Annotated in this window: 19 protein-coding genes and 2 riboswitches; of the genes, 4 read left to right on the top strand and 15 right to left on the bottom strand. The window is 65.5% G+C overall.

Annotated features, from left to right (window positions below; translation table 11 throughout):
• Window positions 1–15: 15 nt before the first annotated feature.
• Both CAG18_RS17550 and aroQ read right to left on the bottom strand, forming a co-directional pair.
• Complete coding sequence (locus CAG18_RS17550; protein ID WP_015269766.1) at window positions 16–864, bottom strand: shikimate dehydrogenase; 849 nt, start codon at window positions 862–864, stop codon at window positions 16–18.
• Window positions 861–1,310, bottom strand: coding sequence for a type II 3-dehydroquinate dehydratase (gene aroQ, locus CAG18_RS17555; RefSeq protein ID WP_013971975.1), 450 nt, complete (start codon window positions 1,308–1,310; stop codon window positions 861–863). Before aroQ ends, CAG18_RS17550 begins: the two co-directional genes overlap by 4 nt.
• A 215-nt stretch (window positions 1,311–1,525) precedes the next feature.
• On the opposite strand from aroQ, the gene CAG18_RS17560 reads away from it, so the two are divergent.
• The 3 genes from CAG18_RS17560 to CAG18_RS17570 are packed head-to-tail and all read left to right on the top strand — an operon-like array spanning window position 1,526 to window position 7,134.
• Window positions 1,526–2,779: a TolC family protein gene (locus tag CAG18_RS17560; RefSeq protein ID WP_085721269.1), complete on the top strand. Its 1,254-nt coding sequence runs from the start codon at window positions 1,526–1,528 to the stop codon at window positions 2,777–2,779.
• On the top strand, window positions 2,772–3,971 hold the full coding sequence (locus CAG18_RS17565; protein WP_085721270.1) for an efflux RND transporter periplasmic adaptor subunit: 1,200 nt from the start codon (window positions 2,772–2,774) through the stop codon (window positions 3,969–3,971). The genes CAG18_RS17560 and CAG18_RS17565 overlap by 8 nt, the downstream gene beginning before the upstream one ends.
• 16 nt (window positions 3,972–3,987) lie before the next feature.
• On the top strand, window positions 3,988–7,134 hold the full coding sequence (locus CAG18_RS17570) for an efflux RND transporter permease subunit (protein ID WP_085721271.1): 3,147 nt from the start codon (window positions 3,988–3,990) through the stop codon (window positions 7,132–7,134).
• Window positions 7,135–7,268: 134 nt separating this feature from the next.
• Here the strand turns inward: CAG18_RS17570 and CAG18_RS17575 are convergent, their stop codons facing one another.
• The 13 genes from CAG18_RS17575 to nhaR form a co-directional block, all read right to left on the bottom strand.
• Window positions 7,269–8,606: an MFS transporter gene (locus tag CAG18_RS17575; protein ID WP_023662525.1), complete on the bottom strand. Its 1,338-nt coding sequence runs from the start codon at window positions 8,604–8,606 to the stop codon at window positions 7,269–7,271.
• Window positions 8,607–8,935: 329 nt separating this feature from the next.
• Entirely contained in the window at window positions 8,936–11,086 is a 2,151-nt protein-coding gene (locus CAG18_RS17585) for a TonB-dependent siderophore receptor (RefSeq protein ID WP_085721273.1), read from the bottom strand.
• Between the two features lie 70 nt (window positions 11,087–11,156).
• Window positions 11,157–11,567, bottom strand: a complete 411-nt coding sequence (locus CAG18_RS17590; protein WP_013971980.1) for a DUF2946 family protein — start codon at window positions 11,565–11,567, stop codon at window positions 11,157–11,159.
• Window positions 11,568–11,651: 84 nt separating this feature from the next.
• A complete protein-coding gene (locus CAG18_RS17595; protein WP_085721302.1) occupies window positions 11,652–12,428 on the bottom strand; it encodes a ParA family protein in 777 nt (258 codons plus the stop codon).
• Window positions 12,429–12,594: 166 nt separating this feature from the next.
• Complete coding sequence (locus tag CAG18_RS17600) at window positions 12,595–14,166, bottom strand: sensor domain-containing diguanylate cyclase (RefSeq protein ID WP_015269773.1); 1,572 nt, start codon at window positions 14,164–14,166, stop codon at window positions 12,595–12,597.
• Between the two features lie 78 nt (window positions 14,167–14,244).
• A complete protein-coding gene (locus CAG18_RS17605) occupies window positions 14,245–14,724 on the bottom strand; it encodes a hypothetical protein (RefSeq protein ID WP_085721274.1) in 480 nt (159 codons plus the stop codon).
• A gap of 111 nt (window positions 14,725–14,835) precedes the next feature.
• On the bottom strand, window positions 14,836–16,176 hold the full coding sequence (locus CAG18_RS17610; RefSeq protein ID WP_015269774.1) for an OprD family porin: 1,341 nt from the start codon (window positions 16,174–16,176) through the stop codon (window positions 14,836–14,838).
• Between the two features lie 16 nt (window positions 16,177–16,192).
• Window positions 16,193–16,981: an ABC transporter ATP-binding protein gene (locus CAG18_RS17615; protein ID WP_015269775.1), complete on the bottom strand. Its 789-nt coding sequence runs from the start codon at window positions 16,979–16,981 to the stop codon at window positions 16,193–16,195.
• A complete protein-coding gene (locus tag CAG18_RS17620) occupies window positions 16,978–17,994 on the bottom strand; it encodes an iron ABC transporter permease (RefSeq protein ID WP_015269776.1) in 1,017 nt (338 codons plus the stop codon). Before CAG18_RS17620 ends, CAG18_RS17615 begins: the two co-directional genes overlap by 4 nt.
• Window positions 17,994–19,004 (bottom strand): ABC transporter substrate-binding protein, encoded by a 1,011-nt coding sequence (locus CAG18_RS17625; RefSeq protein ID WP_015269777.1) that lies wholly within the window; start codon window positions 19,002–19,004, stop codon window positions 17,994–17,996. The genes CAG18_RS17620 and CAG18_RS17625 overlap by 1 nt, the downstream gene beginning before the upstream one ends.
• Before the next feature lie 110 nt (window positions 19,005–19,114).
• Window positions 19,115–19,313, bottom strand: a riboswitch (cobalamin riboswitch).
• A gap of 28 nt (window positions 19,314–19,341) precedes the next feature.
• A complete protein-coding gene (locus tag CAG18_RS17630) occupies window positions 19,342–20,508 on the bottom strand; it encodes a DUF1624 domain-containing protein (protein ID WP_085721275.1) in 1,167 nt (388 codons plus the stop codon).
• A gap of 290 nt (window positions 20,509–20,798) precedes the next feature.
• Entirely contained in the window at window positions 20,799–22,925 is a 2,127-nt protein-coding gene (locus CAG18_RS17635) for a TonB-dependent siderophore receptor (RefSeq protein ID WP_085721276.1), read from the bottom strand.
• A 108-nt stretch (window positions 22,926–23,033) separates the two neighbouring features.
• A riboswitch (cobalamin riboswitch) is annotated at window positions 23,034–23,242 on the bottom strand.
• A gap of 34 nt (window positions 23,243–23,276) precedes the next feature.
• Window positions 23,277–24,170 carry a transcriptional activator NhaR gene (gene nhaR / locus CAG18_RS17640; RefSeq protein WP_013971990.1) on the bottom strand — a complete coding sequence of 298 codons (894 nt, stop codon included), beginning with the start codon at window positions 24,168–24,170 and terminating at the stop codon, window positions 23,277–23,279.
• Between the two features lie 134 nt (window positions 24,171–24,304).
• Here nhaR and CAG18_RS17645 point away from each other — a divergent pair, with 134 nt between their 5' ends.
• Entirely contained in the window at window positions 24,305–24,544 is a 240-nt protein-coding gene (locus CAG18_RS17645; protein ID WP_085663444.1) for a hypothetical protein, read from the top strand.
• Window positions 24,545–24,554: the final 10 nt, after the last annotated feature.

The following is a 24,554-nucleotide window of genomic DNA, read 5'->3' on the forward strand; positions in this document are numbered from 1 at the left end:
GCCGACACCTGTCTGTCAGGTGAAACTGGCAAAGTGCGCCTGCATCCGCGCCGCATCCGCCTGGCGCCCGCTGAACAGCTCGAACGCCTTCACCGCCTGGAACACGGCCATGTTGCTGCCATCCAGGGTGCGGCAGCCCAGTGCCCGGGCGGCGCGCAGCAGTTCGGTCTCCAGCGGGAAGTAGATGATCTCCGCCACCCACAGGCGAGCATGCAGCAGCTCCACCGGCAGCGGCGTGCCCGGCAGCTTGGCCATGCCCACCGGCGTGGTGTTGACCAGCCCGTCCGCCTCGGCCAGGGCCGTGGCCAGGTCGGTGCCGACCACGGCGCGCCCGGCACCGAAATGGGCATTCAGGTTGTCCACCAGGGCCTGTGCACGGGCCACGTCCACTTCGAACAGTACCAGCCGCTCGACCCCTTCACCCAGCAGGGCATGGGCCACGGCCGAACCTGCGCCACCGGCACCCATCTGCACTACCTGGCGCCGTGCCACATCCGGCAGGCCACGGCGCAAGCCTTCGGCAAAGCCCAGGCAATCGGTGTTATGACCCACCCGCTTGCCGTCCTTGAGCACCACGGTGTTCACCGCGCCGATGCCGCGGGCTTCGTCCGACAGTTCGTCGAGCAACGGCAGGATCGCCTGCTTGAACGGGTAGGTGATGTTTAGCCCGGTGAAACCGGTGTGCTGGGCAGCGTCGAGCAGGCCGGGCAGGGCGCTGTCGTCCAGTTGCAGCTGGTCGGCATCGATCAGCCGGTACAGGTAGCGTAGCGCCTGGGCATCACCTTCGTGTTCGTGCAGGGCAGGGGTGCGCGACAGCTGGATGCCGCGGCCGATCAGGCCGGCGAGGATGGCTTGCTGGCTCATGCGCTGCGCTCCTGCAACATTTCGGCAAAGTGGCTGATGGCCATGCGATAGCCATGGCTGCCCAGGCCGCAGATGACCCCGACGGCGATGGACGATATGAACGACAGGTGACGGAACGGTTCGCGCTTGTGCACGTTGGACAGGTGCACTTCGATAACCGGCACTTCGCCGGCCACCAGGGCATCGCGGATGGCCACCGAGGTGTGGGTCCAGGCACCCGGGTTGATCACGATGCCGGCGCAGCGGCCACGGGCGGCATGGATCCAGTCGATCAGTTCGCCTTCGTGGTTGGTTTGGCGGAATTCGATTTCCAGGCCGAGGGAGTGGGCGGTGTCGGCACAACCCTGGGCCAGGTCGGCGAGGGTTTCGTGGCCGTACTGGGCAGGCTCGCGGGTGCCCAGCATGTTCAGGTTGGGGCCGTTGAGTACGAGAATAAGGGGCTTCATTACGGGCATCGCTTTGTTGTTGTTGGATGCTTCCTAGTTTTGTACCGCCTGGTTAGTTTAGTCAATTGGACTAAACCGCTGCACCCGGAAAGTGGGCGATTATCGAACCCTCAGCACGCGGACTGGATTACAAAATTGTAATTTTCCCGCCACCGCCCCGATAAGCGCGGCTTTCTACAGTCCCTCGGCAAATCTCGCCGACGAGGACCTGTTTCGTGCCCATCCCCCGTAAGACCGCCTTGCTCTGCCTGTTGCTGGCTGGCGCCGGCACTGCCCAGGCCAGCCAGAGCCTGAGCCTGCCCCAGGCGCTAGACGCCGCCTTTGCTCAGAACCCGGAGCTGGCCGCAGCCGGACGGGAAATCGGCATTGCCGATGGCGAACGGCGCCAGGCCGGGCTGATCCCCAACCCGGAGCTGTCCTGGGAGGTCGAGGACACCCGCCGCGACACCAGCACCACCACTGTCACCCTCAGCCAACCGCTGGAGTTGGGCGGCAAGCGCGGCGCACGCATCGCCGTGGCCGGTGCTGGCCAGGCCATTGCCCAGCTGGACCTGGAACGCCAGCGCAACGGCCTGCGCGCCGATGTGATACAGGCCTTCCACGCGGCCCTGCGCGCACAGACCGCGCTGGATTTGGCGCAGCAATCGCAGGCGTTGACCGAGCGTGGGCTGCGAGTGGTGCAGGGGCGGGTGACCGCTGGCCAGTCATCGCCCGTCGAGGCCACCCGGGCCCAGGTTCAGTTGGCCCAGGCCCAGGCTGAAGTGCGCCGTGCGCAAACCCAGCGCAGTGTGGCCTACCAGGCCCTGGCACGGTTGACCGGCAGCCCGCTGGCAAGCTTCGACCAGTTGCAGGCAACCAACCTGTCCCCCGGTGATGCACCCAGCGCCGATGCCCTGCTCGACCAGGTCGAGCAAACGGCCGAATGGCGCCTGGCCGCCGCCCAGGTCGAGCGCGGCGAAGCGTCCCTGGGATCGGAAAAGGCCCTGCGTATTCCCAACCTCACCGTCAGCCTTGGCAGCCAATACAGCCGCGAAGACCGCGAGCGGGTCAATGTGGTGGGCCTGTCGATGCCCTTGCCGCTGTTCGACCGCAACCAGGGCAACGTGCTGGCCGCGGCCCGCCGTGCCGACCAGGCGCGTGACCTGCGCAACGCCGTGGAGCTGCGCCTGCGCAGTGAAACCCGCAGCGCCGTCAGCCAGTGGACCACGGCCATGCAGGAAGTGCAGGCCTATGACCGCACCATCCTGCCTTCTGCCCAGCAGGCCGTGGACACCGCCACACGCGGTTTCGAAATGGGCAAGTTCGCCTTTCTCGATGTACTCGACGCCCAGCGCACGCTGATCGAGGCACGCGGGCTGTACCTCGAGGCGCTGGCCTCGGCGACCGACGCGCGGGCGCAGGTCGAGCGGATCTATGGCGACCTCGATGGGCTGAGCAACAAATTGAACAGCAGGAGCAACAATGACTAATCCACGCAAGATAGCCCTTCTGGCTGCCGCCATTGCCGCGCTTGGCCTGGGTGGCCTGGCCTGGACCGGCAACCTCGGCAACGCATCAAGCACTGAAGCCCGGCACGACGACCACGGCGAAGACACACATGGCCACGGCGAGGAACAGGCCGGCGAAGGTCACGAAGAAGAGGCGGGCAAGCTGCACCTGTCCATCGCCCAGATCGAAGCTGCCGGTGTGCAACTGGCCGATGCCGGCCCTCGTGAACTGGGCACCGCCATCAGCTTCCCGGGTGAAATCCGCTTCGACGAGGATCGCACTGCCCACGTCGTGCCACGTGTGCCCGGTGTGGTCGAGTCGGTGCAAGCCGAACTGGGCCAGGCGGTCAAGCGTGGTCAGGTGCTGGCGGTAATTGCCAGCCAGCAGATTTCCGACCTGCGCAGCGAACAACAGGCTGCCCAGCGCCGCCTGGAACTGGCGCGCCTGACCTTCCAGCGCGAACAGCAGCTGTGGCAGGAACGGATCAGCGCCGAGCAGGATTACCTGCAGGCCCGTCAGGCGTTGCAGGAAGCAGAGATTGCCTTGGCCAACGCCCGGCAGAAGGTCGCCGCCGTGGGCCCGGCCGGCGCCGGCAACCGCTATGAACTGCGCGCGCCGTTCGATGCAGTGGTGGTGGAAAAGCACCTGACCGTGGGTGAGGTGGTCGATGAGACCAGCAATGCCTTCACCCTGTCTGACCTGAGCCGGGTCTGGGCCACCTTCGCCGTCGCCCCGCGCGACCTGGACAAGGTGACCACCGGCCGCAATGTCACGGTCAGCGCGCCGGACCTGGGTGCCCGGGTCGAGGGCAAGGTCAACTACGTCGGCAGCCTGCTCGGCGAGCAGAACCGTGCCGCCACTGTCCGCGCCACGCTGGCCAACCCCAACGGCGCCTGGCGCCCTGGGTTGTTCGTCAACGTCGCGGTCAGCGTCGAACGCTTCAACGCCGCCGTAGTGGTACCGGAAAGCGCATTGCAATCCTGGGAAGAGCAGACCGTGGTGTTTGCCCGTACCGAGGAAGGCTTCGAGGCCCGCCCGGTGAAGGCCGGCCGCCGCGACGCCGGCCTGGTGGAAATCACCACCGGCCTTGCCGCCGGAACCCAGGTGGCCGCTGCCGGCAGCTTTGTCCTCAAGTCCGAGCTGGGCAAGGGCTCGGCCGAGCATAGCCATTGATCACGGGGACGCCTGCATGTTCGAACGCCTGATCCAATTCGCCATCGAGCAGCGCCTGGTGGTGATGCTGGCCGTGGTCCTGATGGCCGCGGTGGGTATCCACAGCTACCAGAAACTGCCGATCGACGCTGTACCGGACATCACCAACGTCCAGGTGCAGATCAATACCGCCGCGCCCGGCTATTCGCCGCTGGAGACCGAGCAGCGCATCACCTTCGCCATCGAGACCGCCATGGCCGGCCTGCCCGGGCTCAAGCAGACCCGCTCGCTGTCGCGCTCGGGCCTGTCGCAGGTCACGGTCATTTTCGACGACGGCACCGACCTGTTCTTCGCCCGCCAACTGGTCAACGAGCGCCTGCAAGTGGCGCGTGAGCAGTTGCCCGCCGGCATCGAAGCGGGCATGGGGCCGATTTCCACCGGGCTGGGTGAAATCTTCCTGTGGACGGTGGAAGCCGAGCAGGGCGCGCTGAAGGAAGACGGCACACCCTACACCCCGACCGACTTGCGGGTAATCCAGGACTGGATCATCAAGCCGCAGTTGCGCAACGTGCCCGGGGTGGCCGAAGTCAACAGCATCGGCGGCCATGCCAAGCAGTACCTGATTGCGCCGGAGCCCAAGCGCCTGGCGGCCTACAAACTCACCCTCAACGACCTGATCGCGGCGCTGGAGCGCAACAACGCCAACGTCGGCGCCGGCTACATCGAGCGCAATGGCGAGCAGTTGCTGATTCGCGCGCCAGGCCAGGTGGCGTCGGCCGAGGACATCGCCAATATCGTCATCTCCAGTGTCGATGGCACGCCAATCCGCGTCAGCCATGTTGCCCAGGTCGGCCTGGGCGAAGAGCTGCGCTCGGGCGCGGCCACCGAAAACGGCCGGGAAGTGGTGCTGGGCACGGTGTTCATGCTGATTGGCGAGAACAGCCGCACGGTGGCCCAGGCGGTCGCCGCCAAGCTGGTCGAGATCAACCGCAACCTGCCCAAGGGCGTGGTCGCGGTGACGGTGTACGACCGCACCAACCTGGTGGAAAAGGCCATCGCCACGGTGAAGAAGAACCTGGTCGAGGGCGCCATCCTGGTCATCGCCGTGTTGTTCCTGTTCCTGGGCAACATCCGCGCTGCATTGATCACCGCCATGGTCATTCCGTTGTCGATGCTGTTTACCTTCACCGGCATGTTCAGCAACAAGGTCAGCGCCAACCTGATGAGCCTGGGCGCACTGGACTTCGGCATCATCGTCGACGGCGCGGTGGTGATCGTGGAGAACGCCATCCGCCGCCTGGCCCACGCCCAGCAACGCCATGGCCGCATGCTGACCCGCACCGAGCGCTTCCATGAAGTGTTCGCTGCCGCCCGTGAGGCGCGCCGGCCGCTGATCTACGGCCAGCTGATCATCATGGTGGTGTACCTGCCGATCTTTGCCCTGACCGGGGTGGAGGGCAAGATGTTCCACCCTATGGCCTTTACCGTGGTCATCGCCCTGCTTGGTGCCATGATCCTCTCGGTCACCTTCGTGCCGGCGGCCATTGCCCTGTTCGTCACCGGCAAGGTCAAGGAAGAGGAGGGCCTGGTAATGCGCACGGCGCGTCGGCGTTATGCCCCGGTGCTGGCCTGGGTGCTGGGCCGGCGCAAGCTGGCATTCGCTGCCGCCGCTACCTTGGTGTTGTTGTCCGGGGTGATGGCCAGCCGCATGGGCAGCGAGTTCATCCCCAGCCTCAGCGAAGGCGACTTTGCCCTGCAGGCCCTGCGCGTGCCGGGCACCAGCCTGTCGCAGTCGGTCGACATGCAGCAGCGCCTGGAACAGGCGATCATCGCCCAGGTGCCGGAAGTGGAACGGGTGTTCGCCCGCACCGGCACCGCCGAGATCGCCTCCGACCCGATGCCGCCGAACATTTCCGACGCCTATGTGATGCTGCGTCCGCGTGAGCAATGGGGCGACCCGGGCAAGCCGCGTGATGAGCTGATCGCCGAGGTACAACGCGCCGCCGCCAGCGTGCCGGGCAGCAACCACGAGCTGTCGCAGCCGATCCAGCTGCGCTTCAACGAGCTGATTTCCGGTGTGCGCAGCGATGTGGCGGTGAAGCTGTTTGGTGATGACATGGACGTGCTCAACCGCACAGCCGCGCAGATCGCCAGCAGCCTGCAAGGCGTGCCTGGCGCGTCCGAGGTAAAGGTCGAGCAGACTACCGGCCTGCCGGTGCTGACCATCGATATCGACCGCGACAAGGCGGCCCGCCATGGCCTGAACGTGGGCGATGTGCAGGACGCCATTGCCATTGCCGTGGGTGGCCGCACGGCCGGCACGCTGTACGAAGGTGACCGCCGTTTCGACATGGTGGTGCGCCTTTCGGAAACCCTGCGCACCGATGTCGACGGGCTGGCCAGCCTGCTGATTCCGGTGCCGGCCAGTGCTGCTGCGGGTGCCGGGCAAATCGGCTTCATTCCGCTGTCGCAGGTGGCCACGCTGAACCTGCAGCTGGGGCCGAACCAGGTCAGCCGCGAGGACGGCAAGCGGGTGGTGGTGGTCAGTGCCAACGTGCGCGGGCGTGACCTGGGCTCGTTCGTGGAGGAGGCAGAACAGACGCTGATCCAGCAGGTGCAGATACCGCCGGGTTACTGGACCCGCTGGGGCGGCCAGTTCGAGCAGCTGCAGTCGGCGGCCGAGCGCCTGCAGGTGGTGGTGCCGGTGGCCTTGCTGTTGGTCATGGCGCTGTTGCTGATGATGTTCAACAACCTCAGGGATGGCCTGCTGGTGTTCACCGGCATCCCGTTCGCCCTTACCGGCGGGGTGCTGGCGCTGTGGTTGCGCGACATTCCGTTGTCCATATCCGCTGGCGTGGGGTTCATTGCCTTGTCGGGGGTGGCGGTGCTCAACGGGCTGGTGATGATCGCCTTTATCCGTAGCTTGCGGGAGGAGGGGCGCACGCTGCGGGCAGCGGTCGAGGAGGGTGCGCTGACGCGCTTGCGGCCGGTGCTGATGACGGCACTGGTGGCGTCGCTGGGGTTCATCCCGATGGCCTTGGCTACCGGGACCGGGGCCGAGGTGCAAAGGCCGCTGGCGACCGTTGTGATTGGCGGGATTCTGTCGTCCACCGCACTGACCTTGCTGGTGTTGCCTGCGTTGTATCAGTGGGCGTATCGGCGCGAAGAGGTGCAGGAGGGGTGAGCGTTTTGGGGCTGCTTTGCAGCCCATCGCGACACAAGGCCGCTCCTACAGGGGACCGCATCAGCCGCAAATTGACGCGATCCCTTGTAGGAGCGGCCTTGTGTCGCGATGGGCCGCAAAGCGGCCCCAAATTCTCAAACAGTACGACGAGCCCCAGCCCTTGCACCGTCGCCCCCAGCCTCATCATGCAACGAAATCCGCGAAGTCTCCGGCAACGCCAAACCACCCACCAAAGCCACCAGCGCAATCACCACCAGGTAGAACGCCGGTGCCAGGCTGCTGCCGGTCTGCCCGATCAGCCAGGTCGCCACCAGCGGCGCAGTGCCGCCAAACAGCGTATAGGCCACGTTGTAGGTAATTGCCGAAGCGGTATAGCGGGTGCGGGTGGGGAAGCTTTCCGACAGCAATGCCGCCGTGACCACGCCACTGCACAGCGCTCCCACTGCCAGCAGGATCACTCCCAGCAGTGCACCGGGCATCGAGCCGGAACTGGCCAGCCAGTACGCGGGGAACACGCACAGCATCACCCACAGGCAGGTAAAGCCGATGGTCTTGCGTCGCCCCACGCGGTCCGAGAACGCTCCGGCCAGCGGGCAGCCGACTGCGGCGAACAGCAGGGCCACGGTGGTTACCAGCAGCGATTGCGCGCGGGTCAGGTTGCCGACCAGTTGCAGGTAAGTGGCGAAGTAGGTGGTGAACATGTAGAACGACAGCGCGGTCAGCGAGATGAAAGCCCCCAGGTTGCGGATCGCCCGGCCATGGTTGCGCAGGGTTTCCTTGAGCGGCGAATGTTCATGCTCCTTGCCTTGGGCGATGGCTTCGCGGAACGCCGGTGTTTCTTCCATGCGCCAGCGCAGGTACAGGCCGACCAGCCCCAACGGCGCGGCGATCAGGAACGGGATGCGCCAACCCCATGCATTCATCGCCTCGGCCGACAGGCTGGCTTCCAGGCCATAAGCGATCACCGCCGCGCAGGCAAAGGCGGAAAAGGTCGACACCGGCACGAAGCTGCCATAGAAGGCGCGCTTGTCGTTGGGCGCGTGCTCCATCAGGTAGGCGCAGGCCCCGGCATACTCGCCACCGGCAGAAAAGCCCTGCAGGCAGCGCGCCAGGGTCAGCAGCGCGGGGGCTGCCAGGCCGATGCTGGCGTAGGTCGGCAGCAGGCCGATGAGGGTAGTGGAGCCGGCCATCAGCAGGATGGTCAGCGACAGGATGCGCTTGCGCCCCAGGCGGTCACCCAGCGCGCCGAACACGATGCCGCCCAGCGGGCGCAGGGCGAAGGCCACGGCGAACACCGCAAAGGTCTTGAGCAAGGCCACGCTGGCGTCTTCGCTGGCGAAGAACTGGCTGGCGATCAGGGTTGCGAGAAAGCCGTAGACGGCGAAGTCGAACCATTCGACGAAATTGCCGATGGCCGAGGCGGCGATCACCCGGCGCAGGGTGGCGGGGGATACCTCGTGAGGTGTGGGCATGCGAGTGCTCTCCGGTTCCATTGGCAGGCATGATGAAAGTGGCGCTGTCGTGCAGCGCCATCATTGTTGTGCTTGCCAGTAGATCGCCGGGTGCTGGAGGACGCTTTGTCGAGGGCGACCTCGGGATGCCTGATTCAACCGCGAGCTGTTCGCTTGGCACGGTCCGCTGTGGGAGCGGCCTTGTGTCGCGAAAGGGCTGCGCAGCAGCCCCTCGATTGCAGCTTCGCCACTGACATCGCCGGGGCCGCTTTGCGGCCCTTTCGCGACGCAAGGCCGCTCCCACAAGAGCCAATGCAGGCCGGGATGTTCATGCAAGACAGGCCATGCGCTCAGAAGCGCATGTCCAGCGCCAGTTCGAAGGTGCGCGGCGGCCCCATGTAGTACTGGCTGTTGTAGGCCTGCTTGGCATACACCTCGTCGGTCAGGTTGCGTACCCGCCCGGTGAGCGTGGTGTGTTCATCCAGCCGGTAGCGGGCGAATGCACCGAACAGGGTGTACGCCGGGGCCTTGAGGCTGTTGGCGTTGTCGGCATACACCGAGCCCACGTAGCGCCCGTCTGCCCCCACCGACCACGCCGGGGTCAGGCTGTAGGTCAGCCACAGGTTGGCGACGTTGGCTGGTACGTTCACCGGTGCGTTGCCCTTGCGCGATACCGACACGCCGTTGACCGCCTCGTTGAACTCGTCGTACTGCGCATCGACATAGGCATAGTTGGCCTCGGCCAGCAGCTTCGGCGTCACCTGCAGGCGCCCGGACAGCTCGACGCCGCGGGAGGTCTGCTGCCCTGCCTGGACCGTGAGGTTGGCGTCGTTGGAGTCGCGCACGGCAAAGTCCTTGCGCACGATCTGGTACAGCGCCAGCGTTGCCGCGCCGCGCCCGTCGAGAAAGTCGAACTTGCTGCCCACTTCCCACTGCTCGCCCTTGGACAGGTCGAACATCCCGACGTTGGAATAGGTCGCCGCCGCCAGCGAGCCTGCCGGCAGGTCGGCAGAGGTACTGTACTGCGCATAGACGCTGGCGGACGGGGTCAGCGCATAAGTCAGGCCGATACGCCCGGAAAGCGGTTCCCAGCGGCGTTCGAAGAACGCCGGTGAGGTTGGCGTAACCGCGCCGTAGTTGGTCACCTGCATGTCCAGGTAGTCGTAGCGCAGGGCGGTCAGCAGGGCCAGGCGTTCGGTGAGTTGCAGGCGGTTTTCGGCAAACACCGCGCGGTTGGTCACCTCGTGACGGCGTTGCTTGGTCAGGCCGGCATTCACCCCGGGGATGTCGTCGAAGCTGCCGGGGTCGAAGTGCTCGGCATCGACCACATCGCTCCAGCTGCTCGAGGTGGGGTAGAGGGTCTGGCGCATGCGCGAGTACTCCAGCCCCAGCGACCACTGGCTGGCCAGGCCGAACAACTGGTTGTCGTGGCGCAGCTCGATGCGGTCGCCCAGCAGGTTCTGGTCGTGGCGCTGCAGGTAAGGGCTGCTGCGTCGTACCTTGCCATCGCTGGTGTAGCTGTAGCGTTCGAGGTTGCGGTAGTCGCGCTGGGCGTTGTAGTGGTACAGCGTGTTCTGCACGCTGGTGCTGTCGCTGAGCTGGTAGTCGAGGATCGAGCGTAGCCAGCGTACCCGCTGCTCATAGCGGCCGTCGCCGACGTTGTAGTTTTCGAAGCGGCGGCTGTTGTCGATCTTCATCGTGCTGCGCCCGGGCAGGATCGGCGAGCCCCAGTAAGGGCTGTCTTCGCGGTCTTCCTGGTATTCCAGGGCCAGGGTGTGGGTGAGGTTGGGCGTGAGGTCGCTCAGCAACGAAAAAGCCAGGCTGTCTGTGTGCCGTTCGTTGCGGTCGATGTAGCCGTTGCCATGCCCGCGGCTGAAGTCCAGGCGCATGAAGTGGTGGGCATCGGCGGGGTTGCTGGCCAGAGCCTGGTTGATGCCGAACGCCACTTCGCTGTCGTCGAAGCTGCCATGGCGGATACGGCCGTCGATGGTCTGCTGATCGCGGCTGGCCAACTTGGTGATGTAGTTGATCGAGCCGCCGACCGCGCCGGCACCATGCAGGAACGACGATGGCCCGCCGATCAGTTCGACGCGGTCGAGCACCCAGGCATCCACTGGCCGGGTGGCGCTGCTGTAGCCCAGGTTGATGCCGTTGTACAACTGGGTGACCTGGTTCTGGGTGAAGCCGCGGTAGGCGACGAAGCCGCCAAAGCCCGGGTTGGCCGAGGCGTTGACGCCGGTCATGGCGTTGATCACGTCCTGGCTGTCCTTGGCGCCGCGCTCTTCGATCAGGCGGCGGTCCGAGACGCTGACCGAGGCTGGCGTTTCCCGCGCGGTGAGGCCCAGGCGCGAGCCAGTGCGGATCGGCTCGTCCAGTTGCACGCCGCTGGGGGCGTCGCGTTCACCGTCGATGGTGGTGGCGCTCAGTTCTACCGGGGCAGCATCCGCCCAGGCAACGTTGCAGGTGCCCATGAGGAGCACCAGGGAGGTTTTGCGAAGCATGTTGGTGTGTCTTCCACGCAAAGGTCATGGCTGACCGCGAGCGCGCGCAGTCAGGCGCGCCCGGCTGAGGTCAGGCGAAATGAGGTACGGCTGCGGGGAAGGTGGCAGGGGAGGCGCGGGGGTTGAGGGCGGGGCGTTGATAACGCGGCGGCGGTTGCGCCCAGCTGCGCACCACGATGGGCGAGGTTGCCACGGCTTGCGCCGGGGTGAACGACCAGCCGCTGCTGCTGAGCGGCACGGCCAGGCCGAACGAGGAGCACACCGGGCAATCGAGCTGGGCCATGTGCTGGTCGCCGCCAGCGCCTTCCAGGTCGATGGCTACGCCGTGTTCGCTGTTGATCGAGCAGAAACCGCCTTCCAGGCCGGCCAGGCGCAGGCCACCCATCTGGCCATGGTGCAGGCCACACAGAACCAGGCTGAACAGGACGCTGGCGTAGAGCGTCCAGGCGGTCAGCGTGCGGGTGTGCCGGGTGGTTTTCATGGCGGCGAATCTACCACCCGGACGAACGGTCGGGTAGTGCTTCGGCCTTGATATTTTTGCGGCGCTTTGCGCCCCGGGGTTCTGTCAGGCCGCACGCTCCAGTACATCCAGCAAATCGACGAACTCCAGCGCCAACTTGTGCCGCGGCGCCAGGTGCACCAGCGGCACCGAGGCATGGTGCGACTCACGCATCTTGATCGAATGGCTAAGGTATACCGGCAGCACCGGCATGCCCTCGCTGCGCAATTGCTCGACCAGGGTCTGGTGCAGTGCGGTGCGCCCGGCGAACTGGTTGACCACAACACCTTCCACCAGCAGCGCCGGGTTGTGGTCCTGGCGCAGTTCTTCGACCTCGGCCATGACGTTGCGCAGGGCCTGGCGCGAGAACCTGTCGCAGTCGAACGGAATCAACAGCCGCTCGGCCGCTACCAGCGCGCTGAAGGTATAGAAGTTGAGCGCCGGTGGTGTGTCGATGTAGATCCGCTCGTAGTCCTCGCCCAGCTCCACCAGCAGCTTGCGCAGCTTATTGATCTTGAACTTGCGATCCAGCTTGCCTTGCAGGTCGCTGAGGTCGGGGCTGGCGGTGACCAGGTGCAGGTTGCGGTAGCGGGTCTCGGTGATCGCCACCCGGTGCTTCTTGCCGGCAGCGGTGACCGGCGACAAGGTCTGGCGGAAGAAATCGGCGATGCCGGAAGGAATGGCGTCATTGACCAGCCCGGTCAGGTAGTAGGTGGCATTCGCCTGCGGGTCGAGGTCAACCAGCAAGGTCCGATAGCCTTCGGCGGCACTGGCTGCGGCCAGGTTGCAGGCGATGCTGGACTTGCCGACGCCACCTTTCTGATTGAAAACCACACGACGCATCAGACGTTCATCCATGAAGTGAAAATGTCAGGTTGGGGTCAATCCTATGACTGGAACAAGACAGTTTCATGACAATGAATGTTACAACCTGCCCATTCATTATTGTTTGTTCCGGCCCTTTCGCGGGCATGCCCGCGAAAGGGCCGGAACAGGCAAGCAAGGGCGCTCAGGCAACAACCACCCGATTGCGCCCCTCCTGCTTGGCCCGGTAAAGCGCCCGGTCAGCCTCGCTGAACGCATCCCCCGGTTCGCTCTCGGCCTCGCCATCCCAATGCGCCACCCCCAGCGACACCGTCACCGCGCCCACCGGCTCCACCGGCGTATCCTGCACCGTAAGCCGCAGCCGCTCGGCCACCGCTGCCGCAACGTCCAGGCTAGCCCCTGGCAGCAGCATCAGGAACTCCTCGCCGCCGGTGCGGCACAGCAGGTCACCCTCGCGGCAGCAGCGGCGCATCAGCTCCGCCAACCGGCGCAACACCTGGTCACCCACCTCGTGCCCGTGGCAGTCGTTTACCCGCTTGAAATGGTCGACATCCAGCACGATGGCCGCAAACGCCCGGCCTTCGGCTTCCAGCAGCGACAGGCTGAACTCCAGGCTGCGGCGGTTGCCCAGGCCGGTCAGCGGGTCGGTCTGGGCGTCGCGGTTGAGCCGACCGATACGTTCATGCAGCAGGTTCAGCCCGAAGAGCAGCGCGCGCTTCAACTCGGCCGCCTCGAAATACCAGGCCGGTACCCGATGCAGGCGTTCGGCAGTGCCGGCCCGATCCATCGAGCGGGCACCGGCGGCCAGCTGCCACAGCGGCCGAGCGATGGTCATGGCCAGCCACCACAGCAGCATGCTGCCCACGAGTGCCAACGGCGCGGAGGTGCCGACCACGTTGAGGATCAGATGGCTCAGTGGCATCACCGTCTGGGTCAGCGGCTGCTGCGCCACCACGCCCCAACCGGCGCTGGGCACGGTGGCGTATCCGGCGAGCATTTCCACGCCGAGGCTGTTGGTCAATTGCCGGGTACCATTGCCCAGGCCCGCCAGCTGGTCGATCAGTGCATTGCCCTCAACCACCGTACCCACCCGCTGACTGTCGGGGTGGTACAGCAGACGGCGGTTGCGGTCGACCACGTACAGGTAGGAACCGTCCTTGTAGAAATGCTCGCCCAGCAGGCTGTTGAGAATGTTGCGTTCACGCAGGTACAGGCTGCCGCCGACATACCCCAGGTAGCGGCCGTTGCTGTCGTAAATGGGTTGCGACAGCGCCACCACCAGGTTGTTGGCCGCCGAAATGTAGGGCGTCGACACCAGTGGGCGGCGCGCCTGTAGCGCTTCCTGGACACCGGGAGAATGCATGTGCTTGCCGACCAGGTGCCGCAAGGGGGCGGGAGAAATCGCCAGCAGCACCCCGTTTGCATCGATCACGAACGTGGAATTGAAGGCCATGCTCTGGCTCAGGACACGCTCGGCCTCCGCCTGCAGGGCGACGGCGTCACCCAGCTGGCGGCCTTGCACGCCCGCGCTGAACGACAGCTGTTGCAAGGCGTTGTCGATAAAAGTCTCGGTAATGCTGGCCAGCTTCATCGCATACACCCGGTTGGCTTCCAGGGCGTGGTCGATCAGCAACTGGCGTTGCACCCGGTAGCTGGCGAAATAGCTGGCGCACAGCATCACCACGGCGGTAAGGGCGCAAAGCACCAGAATGAGTGTGCGTAGATCCAGGCGCAGTCCGTGCTTGGTGTGTGGCAATCCTGACCTCGAGTGATCAAAAACCGGCTACGAAATGTGGGCAACATTACGCGTTATGGGCGCAGTGGGGAACTGCGTTCAGGAGCCTGCGTTTTCCAGCGCGTCCAGCTCGTCTTCAACCTGTTGCATGCGCTGCTGCGCCAAGGCCTGCACCTTTGCGTCGCGGGCCGATTCGCGCATCAGGGCAGTGAGCTTCTCGCTCAGGCGTTTGCCGGCCTCGGTGTCTTCCAGGGCGCGGGCCTTCGCCGGGTCCTGGGTGGCCTCGACGATGGTGGCGAACTCGGCATCGCTGAAGTTCTTTTCGCTGTACAGGCGGAACAGGTCCTGGCGCTGGTCCTCGACCGTCAGGTGCTTGCGCAGCACGCCCTGGATGGTCGCCTGCGACAGCTGCGGGTGCGTGCGGCCGAGCAGCACGGCCATGCGCTCGATGTTGTGCGTGTAGGCATCCTGCAGCGGCAGCTGGGCCAGGATCTGTTCTTCGCGGGAGGGTTTCTGGTCGCAGGCGGTGAGGGCTGCAGTCAGCAGCAGGGGCAACAGCAACTTCTGGAGGCGAGGCATGGTGTGGCCTGGTTGGGCAGTGAGTACTGCCGATTATACGGCAGTTGTGGTCGCCTGATGGATTTTGCGGGCCGCTGCGCGGCACCAGGATTTTTCAGGCAACGCGATACATCAGAACCCACCCCCCAACGGCCATTCCACCGCCAAGCGTATCTGGTCCCCATCCAGCTCCGCCTGTGCCGTATTGCCCCGATGCACGTTATGCCGCAGCGAAAACGTGGTGCCTTTGGCCTTGCCGCTCTGCACCACATAGCGTGCCTCCAGGTCGCGCTCCCAATGCTTGCCCCCCTTGCCATACCCCAGGTAGGCATACCCTCCCGCAGGGTCGACATGGCTGCCGTCGATATCGAACCCGCGCACGTACAACGCCGTCAGGTTCAACCCCGGCACGCCGTAGGCGCCCATGTTCAGGTCATAGCGCGCCTGCCACGACTTTTCGTTCGGCGCGTTGAAGTCCGACATCTGCACCGCGTTGGCAATGAAGATCGCCCCTCGCGTCACGTAGTCGAACGGTGTGTTGCCGTCCACCTGCTGCCAGCCCAGGCTGAAACCGTGCGGCCCATGGTCGTAACGCGAGACAAGGCTCCAGGTGGTGTTGTCGATGCGCCCGGACAGCGCCTTGCCGGTGTCGGTGGTGCGGTACAGGTTGAGGTCGAGGGTGAGGCTGCGTCGCTCATCCAGGGCATGGCTTAGGGTGCTGCCCAGGTAATGCTGGTTCCAGCTGTCCTGGTAACGTGAGGTGTACAGGCTACCGCTGAAGGCGGCGCCGGGGTTCCACACCACGCCGGCCAGGTCGAAGCTGTTGCCTTGGCGGCCATTGGAGTAGTTCACCACGAAGCCTTGATCGTGGCTGGAAGCATTGCGGTCGGCGTTTTCGTTGAAGTGCCCGGCCACCAGCCTGAGGTGGTCGAACTCGGTGCTGTCAAGGAAGAACCCGGTCGCTGTCTCGGGTAGCAGGCGGCTATCGGATGAACTGAACACCGGGGTCTTGACCCGTTGCTCGCCGTAGGACAGCACGGTATTGGACACGCGCAGTTTCAATGCCGCGCCGGCACGGCTGTATTCGTTCTTCGGGTGCCCCTCGTTATCCACCCCGAGCAAGCGTGCCTTGCCCACGCGCCCGCCGCCGCTGTCGAGTTGCACGCCCAGGTAGGCGTGGGCGTCGACCCCGACACCGATCAGCCCCTGGGTGAAACCGGACCGGAAGGTGCCCATCAGGCCATAGGCCCATTCCTCGGCCTTGCCGCTACGTTCATTGCGTGGCTTGTAGGCGTTGCGCCCGGCACTGTTGCGCCCGCCATGCTTGTAGTCGCGTTGGTCGAATACGCTGCGGTTGAGCAGGCTCCAGCGGCCATCCTCGACAAAACCGTTGCTTTGCGACTGGGCGGAGTCGGCCAGCGCAGGGGGCGCGAGCAGGGCGCTGGCGAGCAGCAGGGCGACAGGGCGCGGCATGGGCAGAACTTCCTGTTCAGGGGGCGCGCAAACGCAGGATGTGCGCGCCGTCGAAGGGGTCGATGAGGTAGTGGGCGCGCACGCCGAAAGTGTTCAGCAGGCGCTCGGGGGTGAGCACCTCCAGCGGTTTGCCGAGGGCGACCAGGCGGCCTTTGTCGAGCACCGCGACGCGGTCGCAGGTGAGCGCCTGATTGAGGTCGTGCAGGGCCACCAGGGTGGTCACCGGCAGGGCCTGCACCTGTTGCAACAGGCTCAGCTGGTGCTGGATATCCAGGTGGTTGGTCGGCTCGTCCAGCAGCAGCACCTGCGGCCGCTGTGCCAGGGCTCGGGCGATGTGCACCCGCTGGCGCTCGCCCCCGGACAGCGACCCCCAAAGGCGTGCGCGCAGGTGCAAAGCGTCGAGGTCGGCCAGAGCCTGCTCGACGATCGCGCGGTCTTCCCCGGAGAACGGCGCCAGCGCCGACAGCCAGGGGGTACGGCCCAGGGCAACGGCATCGAACACGCTGATCGCATCGAGGGTGTCGGCCTGCTGTTCGACCAGCGCCAAGGCCTGGGCGACACGGCGGCGGGGCAACCGTGCCAGCGGTTCGCCCAGCAACTGCACGCTGCCGTTGCCTGGCTTGCGCAGCCCGGCCAGCACCTTCAGCAGCGAGGACTTGCCGGAACCGTTGGGGCCGACGACGCCCAGGGTTTCACCGGCGACAACGCTCAGTTCGATATCGCTGAGCACGGTATTGCCGGCCAGTTGCAGCCCCAGGTGCTGGCAACTCAAGGGGGCCAGCTGTAGCGCCGTCATGACCGTCATGGGCGCCCCCGGCGGCTGACCAGGATCAGCGCGAAGACCGGTGCGCCGAGCAGCGCTGTGACTACGCCCACGGGGATCACCTGGCCAGGGATCAAGATGCGCGACAGGATGTCGGCGGCAATCAGGAACAGTGCCCCGCCCAGTGCGCTGGCGGGCAGCAGGCGGCTGTGCCCGGGGCCGAGCAGCAGGCGCAGGGCATGGGGGATCACCAGCCCGACAAAACCGATGGCGCCGACGATGGACACCATCACCGCGGTCACCAGCGCCGCGCAGCTGATCAGCAGCAACTGGGTACGCCACACCGGGATGCCCAGCGACGCCGCCGAGTCGGCACCGAAGGTGAAGGCATCCAAGGCACGGCGATGCCACAGGCACACCAACAGCCCGAACAGTACAACTGGCACGGCCAGCCACACCGAAGGCCAACGTACGCCACTGAGGTTGCCCAGCAGCCAGAACAGGATGCCGCGCGCCTGCTCGGCGGTGGCCGACATGGTGATGAGGAAGGCGGTAAGGGCGTTGAACAGTTGCGAGCCGGCGATCCCGGCAAGGATCACCTGGGCATTGTTGCTGCTGGGGCCGGCTGCCCGGGCCAGCAACAGTACCAAAGCGAACGCTGCCAGGGCACCGATGAACGCGCCGCCGGACATGCTCAACGCCAGGCTGCCGAAGCCCAGCAGGCCCACCAGCACCGCACCGGTCGAGGCGCCGGCAGACAGGCCCAGCAGGTAAGGCTCGGCCAACGGGTTGCGCAACAGTGCCTGGAGGATCACGCCGCAGGTGGCCAGGCCGGCGCCGCAGGCCGCGGCAACCAGGGTGCGGGGCAGGCGGTAGTTCCAGACGATGCCGGCGTCGATCGGGTCGACCGGGTAGCCGGCCTGCCACAGGTGGTTGGCCAGTACCTGGCCGACCACGCCGGGCGACAGGTTGGTTTCGCCGATGGCGGTGCCGGCCAGCAGGGCCGCCAACAGGGCGGCCAGGGCAACGGCGATGCAGGGTAGCAGGCGCATCATCACTGGGCTGCTTTGCCGCTGGCGAAGGCGGCGGCCAGCGTCTGCAGGCCGCTGAACAAGCGAATGCCGGCCTGCATGGCGTCGGCGTCGAGGATGATGATGCGGTCGTGCTTCACCGCGTCCATGTTGCGCGTCACCGGGTCGCTACGCAGGAATGCCAGCTTCTTCTGGTAGTCGTCGGCGGGGTAGCGGCGGCGGTCCATGCGGGCAATGATCAGCCAGGTGGGGTTGGCCTTGGCCAGGGTTTCCCAGCCTACGGTCGGCCATTCTTCGCTGGACTCGACCACGTTGCGCACGCCAAGGGTGCGCAGCATGAAATCGGCGACCCCCTGGCGGCCCGCCACATAGGGGTCGATGTGCAGATCGGCGCTGGAGAACCAGAACAGCGCCGAGGTGGCGGACAGGTCCTTGTCGGCCAGTTGCGCCTTGGCACTGTCCAGGCGGCCTCTGAGCTCGGCATTCAGGGCTGTGCCACGGTCCTGCACGTCGAAGATTGCCGCCAGCTGGCTGACGCTCTTGTAGAGGGTGTCGACCTGAAACGCCTGCAGGCGAGTACCGTCGGCACCCACCAGGTTGTCCTTGCCTTCGCAGTCCGATGGCAGCAGGTAGGTGGGGATGCCCAGTTCATCGAACTGTTCGCGGGTGGCGACCGCCCCCTGGGCACCGACCATCCATTCGAACTGCACCGTCACAAGTTGCGGGCGCTTGCCCACTACCGCCTCGAAGCTGGGCTCGTTGTCGGCCAGGCGCGGCACCTTGGCGTTCTGTACCTGGTACTCGGGCAGCACATTGTTGAACCACAGCGAGGTGGCCGCCAGTTTGTCGCCCAGCCCCAGCGCGTAGAGCATCTCGGTACTGGCCTGGCCAATGGTGACCGCGCGTTGCGGCGCCTGGGCGAAGGTTTGCGGCTTGCCGCAGTTGTCGACCGTAAGCGGGTAGTGGGTGGCAGCAGCCTGGGCCAGGCCGGTGAGGCCGAGGCCGGCGAGCAGGGTGGCAAAACGGGGCAGCATGCTGGGCGATCTCCTATCGGACAGTTCGGGTGAGGAACGCACGGACAGGCATCGCCGAGCCCCAACTGGCGGCAGGGGCAACACTGATGGCCAATCCCGGACACCCCGCCGGTTGGTGAATGTGGGCCGGCAGGTCTCCTGACTGGTGCGTCACGGCCTGGCTCCGGCCTTCCCGGGTTCGTGGCCCAGTGGCATTGATGGAGCAGGCTCGGCACCTACAGTTGCGGGGGCAGTTCCGTTTGGCCCGAATTGGCGGGCCTGGGATTCCCTATTGATTCCGTGGTGGAAACCGGCGGCCGGCATGGTAGACCATCGTGCCGCCGGGTGAAAACGCTTTTCAGAAGTACTTCAGCCAGGTGATGTCGCGCCGCCGCGCCTTCAGGCGGGCGAACCAGCGCACCGGCAGGTACAGCGAAACTGCCAGCAGCACTGCCCCCAGCCACACCGCGGCGATGTCATCGAAGCCGAAGTAGTCACCATGGTTGCGGCCGAACAGCGCCACGCTGGCCAGGTACAGCAGCTTCAGCACATACAGGTGCAGCAGGTAGAAGAACATCGGTGCCGCGCCGAACACCGCCAGGGCACTGATCCAGCGGGCCTGGCCGGCGCGTTCGAAGGCGCGCAGCAACAGCAGGCCACAGCCCAGGGTCAGGGCCAGGAACAGCAGCGATGGCGGGTACTTGGTGATGTTGAAGAAGCTCATCAGGGTTTGCGTGACGGTCGGGTAAACGCTCCACGGCGCCTCGCCGTAGCCGTTGACCAGGCGCAGCACGACAAAGCCCAGCAGCGCGATCAGCCCGGCCAGCAGCAGGCGATGCTGACGCTGGCCGGCCTCGCTGGCACGGGCGAACCAAGGGCCCAGGCCGTAGCCCAGGGCGATGACCCCGATCCACGGCAGCACCGGGTAGGAGGTGCGCAGGCGCAGGTTTTCGGAGAACTCCAGCCAGCCCCGGTCATGCAGGATCGCCCATGGCACGTGCAGGGCGGATTCGACGCCGAAGTGCAGGCCATCGAGCAGGTTGTGGCCGGCGATGATGATTGCGCCCGCGGCGATCAGGGCGGCACGTGGCAACCACACCAGCAGCGACAGGGCGATCATGCTCACGCCGATGGCCCAGATCACTTGCAGGTAGATGACGCTGGGCGGCAGCTGGAAGGTCCAGGCGAAGTTGACCAGGGTGAACTCCAGCACCACCAGGAACAGCCCGCGCTTGAACAGGAATGCCGAGACATCGCCGCGGCCCTGGTGTTTCTCGCCGTACAGCCAGGCTGAAAGGCCGGTCAGCAAGACGAACACCGGCGCGCACAGGTGGGCCAGGGTGCGGCTGAAGAACAGCGTGGGCTCGGTGGTATCAATGGCCATCGGGTCACTGACCTGGCGGTGCAGGAAGAAGGTTTCACGAACGTGGTCCAGGAGCATGAACAGGATTACCAGGCCGCGCAGGGCGTCGATGCTCTGCAGGCGCTGGGTGACCAGGGTGGGGTTGGCGCTGGCGCTTGTCATGGGAGGTCGCTGATAGGAATGGATGTCAACTGAAACGTTATCTTATAACTATTTGTTCGGCGTCGGGTAGTGGTTTCTGTGTTGAGCGATCTCTTCGCGGCTACCCAGCGGACCTGTAGGAGCAGCCTTGTGCTGCGAAGGGGGCGGCATGACAGAAGCTTTTCTGTGGCAGTTATGGCCTCTTCGCAGCACAAGGCTGCTCCTACAAAGGTTTCTCATCGGGCCTGAGGGCAGCGGTACTCCTGTGGGAGCGGGCAAGCCCGCGAAGAGGCCGGTGCAGGCAGTTCAGATCAGAAGCTGTAATCCACCGTCGCAAAGTACGACCGTGGCATCCCCATCAGCCACTGCTGGCCACTGAACGCCGACTGCACATACTCACGGTCGAACAGGTTGTTCAACTGCAACCCCAGCCGCACATCCGGCAACACCTGCCAGCCGATGTCGGCATCGACCACGGTGTAGCCGGGGGCGCTCTGGGTGTTGGCGGTATTGGCATAGCGCTCGTCCACATAACGCGCGCCAATGCCGGCCTCCAGCCGCTGGCCGAAGCCTTTGCTCAGCCACAGGTTGGCGGTACGCCGCGGGACATTGGCCGGGCGATTGCCCGCACGATCCTGCGCCACGCCGCCGACCATTTCGTCGAAGTCGTCGTACCTTGCGCGCACGATCGCCGCGTTGGCCGACACCTGCCACTGGTGCGCCAGCGCCAGTTCCAGGGTTGCCTCCAGGCCGTCGGACGTCTGCTGGCCAGCCTGTTGCTTCTCGTGGGTGACCGGGTCATCCACCAGCAGCTTCTTCTTGACGATGTGGTAGGCCGCCAATGTCCATTCGCCACGCCCTTCCCAGAAGCGCTGCTTCAGGCCCACTTCGGTCTGCCTGGCCTCGGTCAGGTCGTAGTGCATCTGGTTGGCGCTGAGGCTGATGAGGTTGTCGACCCCATCCTCGCTGGTGGAGTACTGGCCATACAGCGACAGGTCGTCGCTGACCGCGAACACCAGCCCGGCACGCCAGTTGCCGCCTTGCAGGCTGCGGTCGCTGCGGCTGTCGGTGGTCAGTTTTTCCTGGTCGATGTGGTTCTGGTCGCGGCGCACGCCGGTGACCAGCGACAGGCGATCGCTCAACTGCAGGCGGTTTTCGGCAAACAGGGCAAAGGTGTGGGTGGTAGAGAGCGTTTGCGGGCGCAGAGGCGACGCGCTGTGGAACCAGCCTGGTTGCGGCTGCCAAGGGTCGACGTAGTCACCGCCCACATCGTTGTAGGGCGCGTTGCTGTCGACGTTGAAGCGGACCTTGTTGTACTCGGCGCCGACCACGGTCTTGCTGGCCAGGCCAAACAGCCTGTGGTCGAGGGTGAAGGCCTGTCGGTCGCCGAACTGTTCCTGGTTGTGCTTGATCTGCAGATAGCTGCCGCGCAGCAACTGCTGGCGCCCTGCATCCCAGCTGTACTCCTCGGCATTGCGCCAGTGACGGCGGCTCTTGATGTAGTACAGCTGGTTGCTGGCGCTGAGGTGATCGTTCAACGTCCAGTCGGTATTCAGGCGGGTCCATTCATCGACGTAATGCTGCACGTCGTCCTGCACGTTGTAGTTCTTCTTGCGCAGGCTGCTGCGGTAGTGGCCGTCGATCAGCGGGGTGCCGTAGTAGTTGGCAGTCTGCGCATCGCCACGGTCGTGAGCGAGGGTGAAGCTGAGGTCGTCGCTGGCATCGAAGCGCAGCGCGGCGCTCAGCGCCAGGCTGCGTGACGGGGTGCGGTCGACCCAACCGTTACCGGTTTGCTGGTTCAGGGCCAGGCGGTAGCTCAGGCGCTCACCGAGGCTGCCGCCGCTGTCCAGGCCGAGCTGCTGGCGGTCCCACGAACCGTAGCCCAGGCGCAGGTGGTTGCGTACCTCGCCGGCAAACGGCTTTTTCGGGATCACGTTGACCACCGCCCCGGTGGCGCCTTCGCCATACAGCACCGAAGCCGGGCCGCGAATGACATCGATGCGCTCGACCATCCACGGGTCGACCGGGAACGTCTGGGTGCCGGCACCGGTGTACAGGCGTGCGCCGTCGAACAAGGTCATCACCGAGCCGTGCCCGGTAAAGCCGCGGGCGGACAGCCCCGTGCCGCCGTCGCCCGGGGAGCCGATGTAGCTGATGCCCGCTGAGCGGGTCACCGCGTCCTGCACAGTGAGGTTGTTGCGCTGCTGGATCTGCTCGGCGCTGATGCTGCTGGTGCTGGCCGGTGTCTCCAGGGCGCTGAGGCCCAGGCGCGAACCAGCCTGGGTCGGTGTGGCCAGGTCGATGGCGTGGCTGTCTAGGGTGTCGGTGATGGCCGTGGAAGGCAGGGCCAGTGGTTGTCGCTCGAGGTCATCGGCCAGGGCCGGCAGGGAAACGGCCAGGCAGGCCGCCAAGGGGTGAAGCTTGAAGATACGGGACATGTCGTTCCACTACTGCAGGAATGAATGGATCCCGGTGGAAAACACGCAAAGGCGCACCGTGCACGCAGGCGCACGCACGGATACCGGCCTGCGCCCGCCCACCGCGGGTTGCCAAGTGAAGCTCCAGGCCGGTCTCCGGGCTTGCGAGGGGCATGAAACCTTCACCTTCCCATGCATGTGCACAGTGGTATCTCGAAGGGTTCGCTCGCTTACCGTTGCGGGGGCAGCGCCGGACTTGTCGTGGGCAACACGACGCACCGGCTTCCCGTTTCACCCTGCGCGCGGCGGCGCAGGGCACCTGAAACTGGCGGGCATATGACCATTGAAACGCGGGGGCGTCAATTCTGCCTGTTACCAGTGAAACAACTCTCGTCGTGCCCCCTCGGTAATCGCCACGATCCCCGGGTGCTTGACCTTGCGCTCCACCGAAATGGCATAGAACGACTCGTGCACCGCCTCGGTCTGCCCGATCAGCTCCACGCCATATTGGCGGCACACCTCCTCGGCGATCACGCTGGGCGCGACGAAGATGCCGCTGCCCGACTGCCCGAATGCCTGCATCAAGGCACTGTCATCGAACTCGCCCACGATGCGTGGCTGCACCTGCTGCTCACCCAGCCAGCGCAGCAGGCGGCTGCGTACCACGGTTTCCTGGCCGGGGATAAGCAATGGCGCATCCTGCAGGCAGGCGGGGAAGGGGCCTTCCAGGCGGTGTGCCAGCGCCGGGGTGGCGAAGAAGCTCAACCCACACTCGCCCAGTTTCTGGCTATAACCCTTGATGTCCAGGTGGCTGGGCATGGGGCTGTCGGAAATCACCAGGTCCAGGCGCTGGATCGCCAGGTCGGCCAGCAGCCGTTCGAGCTTGTCTTCGCGGCAGTTGATACGCAGCACGTCGTCCAGCTCCATGGTCGGTGCCAGCAGGCGGTAGACGATGGACTTGGGTACCACGTCCGCCACGCCCACGCGGAACAGGATCTGCTCCTGCGGGCCGGCCCGCAGCATGGCCTCCAGCTCGCTACCCAGCTGGAACATCTGCTCGGCATAGATCAGCGTCTGGCGCCCGGTTTCGGTCAGTTCCAGCTGGCGCCCCACGCGCTGGAACAGCTCCAGGCCATAGGTCTGCTCGAACAGGCTGATCTGACCGCTGATGGTTTGCGGGGTCAGGTTCAACTGTTCGCTGGCGCGGGCGATGCTGCCGGTCTTGGCCACGGCCCAGAAGTAGTGCAACTGCCGATAGTTGAGCATCGGTATCGTTCCGGATTCGTAAAAACCGAAGTATAACCGCTGAAAATACGAATTTTCCGGATGTGTTGCGCTCTTTAGAATGCGACTCCATCAGGCGCCGTGTGCGCCGCCGGAACATGAAAAGCGAGGAACCCATGCTGCAACTAAAATCCATCGGCACGCCGCTGGTGCTGGCCTTGGCCCTGTTCACCCTGGCCGGTTGCGAGCAGGCCGAGAAATCCGCCCAGCAGATGCTCGACCAGGCCGCGCAGTCGGCCAAGCAGGCCATCGACGACACCAACAAGGCCGCACAGCAGGCGTTGAGCGAGGCCATCGGCAGCGAAGGGCAAAAGCCCAAGGACGCCGACAAGAAAGAAGACACCCAGGAAATCTGACCCCCAACCG

This window comes from Pseudomonas sp. B22(2017), from assembly GCF_002113105.1.
In the GTDB taxonomy this organism is placed as follows: domain Bacteria; phylum Pseudomonadota; class Gammaproteobacteria; order Pseudomonadales; family Pseudomonadaceae; genus Aquipseudomonas; species Aquipseudomonas asiatica.